At 68.0% G+C, this 11,142-nt stretch carries 9 protein-coding genes; 4 read left to right on the top strand and 5 right to left on the bottom strand.

Annotated features, from left to right (window positions below; genetic code table 11):
- On the bottom strand, nt 1–559 hold a 559-nt coding region (locus JZ791_RS41870), incomplete at its 3' end, for a hypothetical protein (protein ID WP_216903173.1).
- Nucleotides 560–1,231: 672 nt separating this feature from the next.
- On the opposite strand from JZ791_RS41870, the gene JZ791_RS41865 reads away from it, so the two are divergent.
- Complete coding sequence (locus JZ791_RS41865) at nt 1,232–2,707, top strand: alpha/beta hydrolase (protein WP_216903171.1); 1,476 nt, start codon at nt 1,232–1,234, stop codon at nt 2,705–2,707.
- A 49-nt stretch (nt 2,708–2,756) separates the two neighbouring features.
- Here the strand turns inward: JZ791_RS41865 and JZ791_RS41860 are convergent, their stop codons facing one another.
- The gene (locus tag JZ791_RS41860; protein WP_216903169.1) at nt 2,757–2,897 is read right to left on the bottom strand and encodes a hypothetical protein; all 141 of its coding nucleotides are present in this window, start codon (nt 2,895–2,897) and stop codon (nt 2,757–2,759) included.
- 560 nt (nt 2,898–3,457) lie between these two features.
- On the opposite strand from JZ791_RS41860, the gene JZ791_RS41855 reads away from it, so the two are divergent.
- The 3 genes from JZ791_RS41855 to JZ791_RS41845 all read left to right on the top strand — a co-directional run bounded on the left by JZ791_RS41855 (nt 3,458) and on the right by JZ791_RS41845 (nt 8,051).
- A complete protein-coding gene (locus JZ791_RS41855; RefSeq protein WP_216903167.1) occupies nt 3,458–4,852 on the top strand; it encodes a sigma 54-interacting transcriptional regulator in 1,395 nt (464 codons plus the stop codon).
- 302 nt (nt 4,853–5,154) lie between these two features.
- Nucleotides 5,155–7,107, top strand: coding sequence for a VWA domain-containing protein (locus tag JZ791_RS41850; protein ID WP_216903165.1), 1,953 nt, complete (start codon nt 5,155–5,157; stop codon nt 7,105–7,107).
- A gap of 284 nt (nt 7,108–7,391) precedes the next feature.
- Complete coding sequence (locus JZ791_RS41845; protein ID WP_216903163.1) at nt 7,392–8,051, top strand: NADPH-dependent F420 reductase; 660 nt, start codon at nt 7,392–7,394, stop codon at nt 8,049–8,051.
- A gap of 205 nt (nt 8,052–8,256) precedes the next feature.
- Here JZ791_RS41845 and ruvB read toward each other — a convergent pair whose 3' ends face one another.
- The 3 genes from ruvB to ruvC all read right to left on the bottom strand — a co-directional run bounded on the left by ruvB (nt 8,257) and on the right by ruvC (nt 10,683).
- Entirely contained in the window at nt 8,257–9,348 is a 1,092-nt protein-coding gene (gene ruvB / locus JZ791_RS41840; RefSeq protein ID WP_308163452.1) for a Holliday junction branch migration DNA helicase RuvB, read from the bottom strand.
- A gap of 163 nt (nt 9,349–9,511) precedes the next feature.
- Nucleotides 9,512–10,117 carry a Holliday junction branch migration protein RuvA gene (ruvA, locus tag JZ791_RS41835; protein WP_216903159.1) on the bottom strand — a complete coding sequence of 202 codons (606 nt, stop codon included), beginning with the start codon at nt 10,115–10,117 and terminating at the stop codon, nt 9,512–9,514.
- Nucleotides 10,114–10,683 (bottom strand): crossover junction endodeoxyribonuclease RuvC, encoded by a 570-nt coding sequence (gene ruvC, locus JZ791_RS41830; protein ID WP_216903175.1) that lies wholly within the window; start codon nt 10,681–10,683, stop codon nt 10,114–10,116. The genes ruvA and ruvC overlap by 4 nt, the downstream gene beginning before the upstream one ends.
- Between the last annotated feature and the right edge of the window lie 459 nt (nt 10,684–11,142).

Below are 11,142 nucleotides of genomic sequence, written 5' to 3'. Positions count from 1 at the left end.
GTTCCGGGGTGGGGAGGGTGTTCAGTTCGGTGCGGAGGGTCTCTATTTCGGTGGCCAGGGTGTCGCGGAGTTCTTCGCGCTCCAGCAGGCTCGCGCGCATACCCGCGATGGTGTCGTTCATGGCGGCCAGGCGACGGTCGGCGCCGTCGAGTTGCCATTCGATGACGGCGCGGCGGCCCACCTGTGCGCTGGCCGCGCTGACCCAGTCGATGACATAGTCCAGCCAGGTGGGCTGTTTGGGCATCGGGTCGGTGTCGGTCCAGCCCAGGCGTTGGGCGGGTTTGGTCGAGAGCACGCGCTCGCCCGTGGTCGGTGTGTGCAGTTGGATCAGGCTGAGCTTTCCGGCGCTCGTCACCACCGCCATCAGGCGATAGCGCCCGGCCAGGTGCATGCGCAGTTCCGCCGTCCCGCGGCCGTCGGCGTCCATCGCACCCAGCCACGGACCGTCCGCGACCTCGATGATCGACTCGAGCACTCCGAGCTGCCCCACCCCGCGACGCAGCCGCGTAGCCCGCTTACGCAGGTCGTCGGGCGTTGCGGACATCTGATCCCAGTGCATCGCACCCACTTTCTGCCGTACCGGTTACCGAGTGGCAATCGTACTGTGGGGCATCGCGACGAAGTGGGAGCAATCCGGCCACAGCGATCGAGAACCTGCCCAGCAGATTCGGAGAACCGGCCTCCCACTGCATTCTTGGGGCCGAATCGTCTGAAACCGGAGTCTCGAGGCGGGAAAATGCAGCGATAGGCCGGGGTTTCGTTCGCGTGGTGGTGTGGAGTCGGCTCGCAGAGCGCGGCTCGGTAGTGATCGTGCGCTGATAGCGGCTCGCGGGCGCGGTGCCGGGTCGGTAGGAGAGAACCGGTCTCCCGCTGCATTTTTCGAGCGAAATCCTCGGAAACCAGAGCCTCGGGGCGCAAAAATGCAGCGATAGGCCGGGTTGTCCTTCGCGTGGTGGTGTGCAGCCGGCTCGCAGAGTGCGATGCGACCGCGGCCGTGCACTGACCCCGGTTTTGGGAGTGGTGTCGGGGCGGCATCGCGGCGAGTGGCTGGGTGGACCGGCCTTTCGCCACATTTTGCGGCTCGATTTGTCCGAAAGCGGCTTCTCGAGGCGGAAAAAGGTGGCGGTAGGCTGGGCACTCCCCTAGGAGGGTGGGCGGGACGGCCGATCGCCTGAAACCGTGATACCCGGATGTGGGTGCGCACGGCGGACTCTAGGCTCGGGCGGTGCGGATGACGAGGGTTGCGGGGTTGGCGGCGGTCGTGCTGATGGCGGCGGGGTGCGGATCGGGGGCGACCGGGACTTCGCAGCAGCCCATCGCCTGGAAGGCGTGTCCGGCCGACTATGGCACGCTCGTACAGTGCGCCTCCATCGAGGTGCCGCTGAACTGGGACACGCCGGACGGGCAGAAGATCACCGTCGGGATCGATCGGCTGCCCGCCGGCGATCCGGGGCGGCGGATCGGCGCTCTGGTGGTGAATCCCGGCGGCCCGGGCGGGTCGGGCACGAGCATGGTGGCGGGCGAAAGCACCCATCCGGGTGTACTTCCGGACGAACTGCGGCAGCGGTTCGATCTGATCGGATTGGATCCACGCGGGATCGGGCTCAGCCGTCCGGCGGTGCGCTGCGATCCTGACCTGCAGAACAAGCTTCCCGATATCTTCCCTGCCGATCAGGCCGCCTTCGATGCCATGGTCGCGGCCAACCGGGCGTTCGGGCAGAGCTGCCAACGGCTTTCGGGCGCGCTGCTCGATCATGTGGACACCGTGGCGGTCGCGCGTGACCTGGAGGTGATTCGCCGGCGTCTGGGCGGCACACCGCTGAACTACCTGGGGCTGTCCTACGGCACCGAGATCGGCTTCGAGTACGCGCGCCTGTTCCCGGCCGACAGCCGAGCACTGGTCCTGGACGGTGATCTCGTCCACTCCATGCCGCCCAGCACAATGCACGTCTACGAGGCGGCCGCCTTCGAGGACAGTCTCGGCCGATTCGCCGACTGGTGCCACACCACCGCCGGCTGCGCCCTGGGCTCCGACGACGCCCGCGCGGTCGTGCGTGACCTGGTCACCCGCGCCCGGCAGGCGCCTCTGCCCGCACCCCGATGCGTTACCTCGAAACACTGTGCGCCCCAGGTCCGTCCGGGTGATCTGCTCATGCAGATCCAGGACGGCCTGCTGTTCAGGCCGGCCATCTCCCCCATCAGCGGCGGCTGGAAGGACCTGGCCGAGGCCCTCGACCAAGCCCGCAAGGGCGACGCCGGCGCTCTGTCCCCCGACGTCGCCACCCCCACCTCCGCTGCCGGCCTGGCCGTCGGCTGCGCCGAATTCCGCCCCGACTTCACGACTTTCGCCCGCCTACACTCCGAAGAGATCATCGGCAGCACGATCGCCCCGAATACGTTGGGCGCCACCCAAAGTTACGACTACATCGCCCAATGCCAAGGCTGGCCAGCCGCTTTCAGCAATCCCCCGCACACCGCGATAATCCACACCACCATCACTCCTCTCCTGGTCAACGCCACCCACGACCCCTCCACCTCCTACGGCTGGGCCCAGCTCATGGCCACCCAAATCCCGAACGCGGACCTACTGACCCGAGACGGCGACGGCCACACCTCGACAATGATCCCCGGCCACACCCGCGACGCCGTCACGCGCTACCTGACCGACGGAACCCTCCCCCCACCCGGAACGGTCCTGCCCGACTGACCCCTGTCAGGCTCCTCGACAAGGTCGACGACTGCCATCAGACAACCGCTCAGCACGAGCAGGCGGCACCCAGCATCCGCCCGGCCACGACCGCCGGCGAGGCGTCTGCGCCCGACAGCAGGAGCACCGCGTCCACCACGACGAGCAAGGCGATGACGGAGATAGCGCCCTCGAACACCAGCAGCCTCACACTGACAGCGAACTCCGCCGCGGCGATCGCCGCCCAGGATCAGATCGACACCCAGGCGGACCAACGGCCTGCGCACGGCCGACACCCAGCACAGCGGCGGCACGAGGAAAAGCAGCGGTTGCACGCGGGTCGAGTCCGAGGCCGGGGTTCTGGCCGCCGTCGCGGACGCTCTCGCCGCGGAGAAGCCGACCGAGCACGGCTGCAACCGAGCACGTGTGACGCGAACCGCGATCCGTACGCGCGCGCAGCCCTTCTACGCCGAATGCGGCGTTATCGACCACACGGCGGGCTCGAGACCGGGGAGCCGATACCTCGAAACCAGTCTCACACCGCTGACCTGGCCCACCCATCCGCAGCCGACCGACCTGGATACCGGGTTGTGTTCGCACTGAGCGAAATTCGGGGGGGAAATCACGCTAAAAAGTGGCCCAGGCCAGGGCTTTTCCTGAGCATTACCCGCCCGGACAAAAACTACGGGTGGTGATGCATGGGTGTCAAATGATTTTTCGAGAAGTGGCTTCGCGTCGACGGCGGCGCAAGATCGTCGTAGCGTCGTTGGAGTGACCGCACCGGAGAATTTGCCCACTACCGCGGGGGAGCTGCGCGCCGCCGGATATCTACCGCGGAGTGTGAAGTCCGAAATTCGTGAGAACCTGCTGGCCCTGCTGGGGTCCGGAGGTGATCCGTGGCCGGGGATCGTCGGCTTCGATCGGACCGTGTTGCCGCAGCTCGAGCGGGCCTTGCTGGCGGGGCACGACGTCGTGCTGCTGGGTGAGCGCGGGCAGGGCAAGACCCGGCTCGTGCGCACGCTGATCGGGCTGCTGGACGAGTGGACGCCCGTTATCGCGGGGGCCGAGCTGGGCGAACATCCCCTGGAGCCGATCAGCCCGGCGGGGCGTCGGCTGGCCGCCGAACTCGGCGACGATCTGCCCGTCGCGTGGCGGCATCGTTCCGAACGCTATGCGGAGAAGCTCGCCACCCCGGACACCTCGGTCGGCGACCTGATCGGCGACGTGGATCCGGTGAAGGTCGCCGAGGGCCGCAGCCTGGGCGATCCCGAGACCATCCACTTCGGGCTCGTGCCGCGCGCGCATCGCGGCATCGTCGGGATCAACGAGCTCCCCGACCTGGCCGAACGCATCCAGGTCGCGCTGCTCAACGTGATGGAGGAGCGCGATATCCAGGTGCGCGGCTACACCCTGCGCCTGCCCTTGGACGTGCTGCTGGTCGCCACCGCCAACCCCGAGGACTACACCAACCGCGGCCGCATCATCACCCCGCTCAAGGACCGATTCGGTGCGGAGATCCGCACCCACTACCCGCTCACCGTCGAAGCCGAGACGGATCTGGTCCGCCAGGAGTCCGAGCTGGTCGCCGAGGTGGGCGATCCGCTGATCGAGGTGCTCGCCCGCTTCGTGCGTCAGCTGCGCGAGTCCACGGCGATCGACCAACGCTCGGGCGTGTCCGCACGCTTCGCGGTCGCCGCCGCCGAGACCGTCGCCGCCGCGGCGCTGCGCCGCTCGGCAATCACCGGCGAGCAGCCTGCCGTCGCCCGGCCCATCGACCTGGAATCGGTCCCGACGGTGCTGCGCGGCAAGCTGGAGTTCGAATCCGGCGAGGAGGGCCGCGAGACAGAACACCTCACCCACCTGCTGCGCAAGGCCTTCGCCGAGACCGCCCGCGCCCGCCTCGGCGGGGTGAACCTGCGCCCCCTGGCCGCCGCGGTGAGCGACGGCAACCTGGTCACCACCGGTGAACGCATTCCCGGCAAGGATGTCCTGTCCGCCCTGCCCGAACTGCCGGTGCTGCACGAGGTCGCCACCCGCCTGGGCGTCGCCCCCAGCGACCCGCCGACCCGCATCGCGTCGGCCGTCGAATTCGCCCTGGAGGCGCTGTACCTGGCACGCCAGGTCGCCAAGGACACCGACAACGACCTCGCCGTCTACGGATCGTAGTCGAAACACCATGCGCAGCACCGTGATAGACATAACCCCCGCCCGGCCCGGGCTGCGCACCCACGGCCCGGCCCACCGCTGCATTTTTCCGCCTCGAGGCTCTGGTTTCCGACTATTGCGTCCGAAGAATGTAGCGGGAGGCCGGTTCTCCGAGCCGGAGCCACCCCAGCCTGGTGGCTCGACCGCACAACTCCGCTGGGCCACACCATGAGCACCACTTCCACCGTCCCGATCGCCGACGCACGCCGGGCGGCGACCGATTCATCGCTCACGTCCGCCGCCGAAACATTCTGTGAGACATCATGACTTCCCCTGATCGCTACTCATACGGCCCCTATCATGACGGGCCCGATCCGCTCGCGGCCCCGCTCGACCTGCGGGACGCCCTGGATCAGATCGGGCGCGATGTCATGGAGGGGAGTTCTCCGCGGGCGGCGCTCGAGGAATTGCTCCGGCGCGGGATGCGCGACCGGCGCGGGCTGGACGAGCTGACGCGGCAGGTGTGGCAGCGACGGTCCGAGATCTCGCGGCGCAACAGGCTCGACGGCACCTTGCAGGAGGTGCGGCGGCTGCTGGATGAGGCGTTGGAGGCCGAGCGAGGGGCACTGTTCCCGGATCCGTCGGATGACGCGCGGTTCGCCGAGGCGCAACTCGACGCGCTGCCGCCGAGTACCGCGGCCGCGGTGAGCGAGCTCGCGGAGTATCCGTGGCGATCGGAGAAGGGGCGGGAGAACTACCAGAAGATCCGGGACATGCTCGGGCAGGAGTTGCTCGAATCCCGGTTCCAGGGCATGAAACAGGCGTTGCAGAGCACCACGCCCGAGGACGTCCAGCGGATCAAGCAGATGATGTCCGATCTGAACGATCTGCTGGCCGCCCACGCGCGCGGCGAGGACACCGAACAGCAGTTCGCGGAATTCATGGCCGAGCACGGCGAGTTCTTCCCGGAGAATCCCCGCAATACCGACGAGCTGATCGACGCGCTGGCCTCCCGTGCCGCAGCCGCGCAGCGCATGATGAACTCGATGAGCGCCGAACAACGCGCGGAGCTGTCCGAGCTGATCGGGCAGGCGTTCGGCGATCCGGAGGTCGCCGCGCAGGTCGCCGCGCTGGACGCCAATCTGAGATCCCTTCGGCCGGGCGAGGATTGGGAATCCTCGCAGCGTTTCCGCGGCCAGGATCCGCTGGGCTTGGGTGAGGGCGCGCAGGCCATGCAGGATCTGGCCGAACTCGACGCCCTCGCCGAACAGCTCGCACAGTCGTATCCCGGTGCGCGGCTGGAGGATATCGACCTGGACGCGCTGACCCGCCAGCTCGGCGAGGACGCGACGGTCGATGCGCAGCGCCTGGCCGAGCTCGAGCGGGAGCTGCGTCGTCAGGGGCTGTTCGAACGCGCACCCGACGGATCACTTCGGTTGACCCCCAAGGCATTGCGCCGCCTCGGTGAGACCGCGCTGCGCTCGGTCATCGGACAGCTGCGCTCGCGGCGCGGGGAACGCGATACCGCCCTGGCCGGTGCGGCGGGCGAGCCGACCGGCGCGTCGCGACCGTGGGCCTTCGGGGACACCGAGCCCTGGGACGTCTCACGCACTGTGCGCAACGCGGTGCTTCGGTCGGCGTCCACGGGGAGTCGCACTGTGCGACTGGATGTTTCGGATGTGGAGATCACCGAAACCGAGCAGCGCTCGCGCGCCGCGGTGGCGCTGCTGGTCGACACCTCGTGGTCGATGGTGCAGGAGGGCCGGTGGGTGCCGATGAAGCGCACCGCGCTGGCATTGCACCAACTGATCACCACGCGCTTCCGCTCCGACGCCCTCGACGTGATCACCTTCGGGCGCCATGCCACCTCGGTGGACATCTCCGAACTGACTGCGCTGGAAGGCGTCTGGGAGCAGGGCACGAACCTGCACCACGCACTCCTGCTGGCAGGCCGCCACCTGCGACGCCACCCCGACGCCGTACCGGTTGTGCTGGTCGTCACCGACGGCGAACCCACCGCCCACCTGGAACCGGATGGTGAGGCCTACTTCGCCTGGCCCCCGCAGGCCCGCACCCTGGCCGTCACCATGGCTCAGGTCGACGCCCTGGCCAAACTCGGCGCCTCGGTCACGGTCTTCATGCTCGGCGACGAACCCCGCCTGGCCGCCTTCGTCGACATGGTCGCCCGCCGCAGCGCCGGCCGCGTCGTCGCCCCGGACCTCGACGGACTGGGCGCGGCCGTGGTCAGCGACTACTTGCACGGTCGCCGGGGCTGAACGCGCCGGCCCGACCGATACAGCGGCTCGGCGCTACATTTTCGCACCTCGAAACTCCGGTTTCCGACAAATCCGAGACCAAAATGTAGCTTCAGGCCGGATCGAGAATGTTCGGTGTCGTCATCCGGCTGCCCGAGCACGGCATGGATCCGTAGAGCTTCGGTGAGCAACGGCGTGTACCAGGCCTGTAAGCCTGGGAACAGCTGCCGACCTCGTGCCGATAGGATCGCCCAGGCGGTCGCGAGAACAATTGCGGCCGATGCGGAAACAGACGGGACAGAACTATGGCGACACAACGGATCGCAATTCTCGGCGCTGGAGATATCGGTGCGACCTTGGGTGGAAAGTGGGCGGCCGCCGGGCATTCGGTAGTGTTCGGTGTACGGAATCCTGAGTCGGAAAAGGTTGCGGCGCTGCGAGATCGACTGGGCGACCAGGTGAAGGTCACGACCATGGTCGAGTCACTCGTGGACAGCGATGTGGTTTTGCTGGCGGTGACCGGTCAGGCGGTGCCAGATCTCGCTGACCAGTTCGGGGCATCGTTCAACGGGCGCATCGTGATCGACGCGACCAACCAGCGCTTCAAAGGGGCTGCCGAGACGACCGGCGAATGGGGTGAGCAGGTCACCCTCAACAGCGTGGGCGTGCTGAGGAAATCCGCCCCCGAGGCCACCCTCGTGCGCGCTTTCCATCACTATTCCTGGGAGATCTTCGCCGACCCGCAGTTCGGCGATCGACGGCCCGACCTGTTCTACTGCGGGCCGGACGACGACGCACAGCGCGTGGTGGACGAGCTGATCGAGCAGATCGGCGTGCGCCCGGTACGGGTGGGCGATGTCGACCAGACCGAGGCGGTGGACCACCTTCTGGAACTGTGGGCCTCGTTGTCGATCTTCCAGAACAGGGGCCGCTCCAACGTCGCCTTCGCGATGCTCGAGCGCTGAGCCGGTCTCTCTACTCGGGGTTGAACGCGACATTCACCTGATCATCGCATCGACCGATGCGGACCGAATGTGGCATTAATCCACATCAATTGAGTGGACTCCACATTCGGCCGAAGGCTATTGAACGGCTACGAGCGAGTTCGCCCGCAGTTGGCCCCGGGAGTGCCGCAACACAGGATGGACCAAGCCGCACTTGAGACGCTGTCTAATCGAACAGATCGAGGGTCGGGTGTGATTCTCGGCCACGGACTTCGATGGAACCGAAGACCAGGTCTGGAGGTGGGACCAGGCCCAGGTGTTCCCAGGCCGCGGCGGTGGCTACGCGGCCGCGAGGGGTGCGGGCGATCATGCCCGCGCGGACGAGGAAGGGTTCGCAGACCTCTTCGACGGTTGCGGCCTCCTCGCCTACGGCGACCGCGAGGGTCGAAACGCCTACGGGCCCACCGCCGAAGCTACGGACGAGGGCGGCGAGTACGGCGCGGTCGAGGCGGTCCAGGCCCAGGCCGTCGACGTCGTAGACCGCCAGGGCGGCTTGGGCGATGGCGACGGTGACAAGGCCGTCGGCGCGGACTTCGGCGTAGTCGCGCACGCGGCGCAGGAGGCGGTTGGCTATGCGGGGGGTGCCGCGGGAGCGGCCGGCGATCTCGGCGGCGGCATGGGATTCCAGGCGTACGCCCAGGATTCGGGCCGAGCGCTCCAGAATCTGTTGCAGCTCATCGGGTTCGTAGAAGTCCATGTGGCCGGTGAAGCCGAAGCGGTCGCGCAGCGGGCCGGTCAGCGCGCCCGATCGGGTGGTCGCGCCGACCAGCGTGAAAGGGGCGATATCCAGCGGAATCGACGTGGCCCCAGGCCCTTTGCCGACGACGACGTCGACCCGGAAGTCCTCCATCGCCAGGTACAGCATCTCCTCGGCGGGGCGGGCCATGCGGTGGATCTCGTCGATGAACAGCACATCGCCCTCGACCAGATTGCTGAGCATCGCGGCCAGATCCCCGGCCCGTTCCAGCGCCGGACCGGACGTGATGCGCAGGGCCGAACCGAGTTCCCCGGCGATGATCATCGCCATACTCGTCTTGCCCAGTCCGGGCGGGCCGGACAGCAGCACGTGATCCGGGGTGCCGCCACGTAGTTTCGCGCCGCGCAGCACCAGCGCGAGCTGTTCGCGCACCCGGGGCTGACCGATGAAATCGTCCAGGGATTTCGGGCGCAGGCTCGCCTCGACCTCCCCGTCCGAGTTCAGATAGCTTGCGGTGACTTGCGATTCGTCCTCGTCGAATTCTTCGCCCGCCTCGCTCACAGCCCCGCCTCCCATGAGACACACCGCACCGCGGCGTCACTCCGCTCACGGGTCGGGACACGCCATGAACTCGACTCGGCCTGTTGCGCTTCGCTCATGCTCCCGCTTCGCTCCGGCACGAACGAGGACTCGACTGCGTCTACTGATCGCTCGCCCATGCGCACTACCGGTTCTTACCGAGCGTCCCCAGCGCCGCGCGCAACGCCTTGGAGGTGTCCAGATCGGGCTGCTCCGCCAGCACGGCATCCACCGCCGGCTCCGCCTGCTTGGCGGGGAAGCCCAGCCCGATGAGCGCCTCGACCACCTGATCGCGCACCGGCGTGACCACCGGCGCGGGACCCGATCCGGGCGGACCCGATTGCACGGGAACGAGATTCACCTTGTCGCGCAACTCCACGACCATACGTTCGGCGCCACGCTTGCCGATGCCCGGCACACGGGTCAGCGCCGCGACATTGCTCTCCGCCAAGGCCTTACGCAGCGCCTCGGGCTCGAGCACCGCCAGCACCGCCATCGCCAGGCGCGGCCCGACGCCCGTCACGGTCTGCAGCAGACCGAACAGTTCGCGGGCCTCGGTGTCGGCGAAGCCGAACAGCGTCATCGAATCTTCGCGCACGATCATCGCGGTATAGAGGCGGGATTCCTCGCCCCGGGTGAGGGTGGCCAACGTCGCGGGGGTCGCGTTGAGCCGGTAGCCGACCCCGGCGGCCTCGATGACCGCGTGGTCGAGCCCGATCTCGAGCACCTCTCCGCGCACCGACGCGATCACCGGGTTACCGCCTTTCGTTGCTGGGCAAGTCGTTCTGCGTATTTGCGCTGCTGTTCGGCGGCCATCGCCTCGGCCTTGGCTATCCGATCCAACATCGGCGCCCGCCAACAATGACAGATGGCCAGCGCGAGCGCATCGGCGGCATCGGCCGGTTTGGGTGCGACCTGCAACCCGAGGATGCGGGTCACCATCGCGGTGACCTGCGCCTTGTCGGCCGAGCCGTTCCCGCTGACCGCCGCCTTGACCTGGCTCGGGGTGTGGAACGCCACCGGGATCCCCCGCCGCGCCGCAGCCAGCGCGATCACGCCGCCGGCCTGCGCTGTGCCCATCGCGGTACGCACGTTGTGCTGCGAGAACACCCGCTCGATCGCGACCGCCTCGGGCCGGTGCGTATCCATCCACTGCTCGGCCGCGTCCGATACCGCCAACAGCCGATGCGCCAGATCCATCTCCGGCGGCGTACGCACCACATCGACCGCCAGCGCGCTCACCTGCCGCCCGAGCCCGCCCTCGACGATGCTCAGTCCGCACCGGGTGAGCCCCGGGTCGACGCCCATCACGCGCACGTATGCACCCCTCGAGTTCGCGAACAGTTGTTCGAAGTCTAGTGGATTACCGGCCGCGATCACGACACCGACACAGCGCAGTTCGGTGGTCGACACCTGAATGCGGACATCGTCATCTGCCCCGTACGGAGCTGCGCCGCGGATCACATGCGCAGGTGCACAATCCGACGTACTGCTACTGGCAGATCATTGGTTGGACCAGCACAATCTCCACCATCAGCCTATTGTGCACCGACTGTCTATCAGCCGCGTCCCAATTATCCGGCACTTCACTGCCGCGCCGGCTTGGACGGCGAACGCGGTATCGACCCGCGGGCCTCAGCAGTACTGGCAGACTCCGGTCGCGGGGAGTTGGATGAAGCAGTTGGGGCAGAGGGCCGGGGCCGGTTCGGGTTCCGGGGTTGGCGCGGCGGCGCGAGCGGCCTTCGGTCGGCGGCGAGCGGCGACCTTGGGGGTGAG

Origin of the sequence: Nocardia alni, assembly GCF_019038435.1 — a bacterium.
Taxonomy (GTDB): Bacteria; Actinomycetota; Actinomycetes; order Mycobacteriales; family Mycobacteriaceae; genus Nocardia; species Nocardia alni.
Note: the sequence above shows the minus strand (reverse complement) of the source record. Positions and strands in the feature narration are given on the sequence as shown.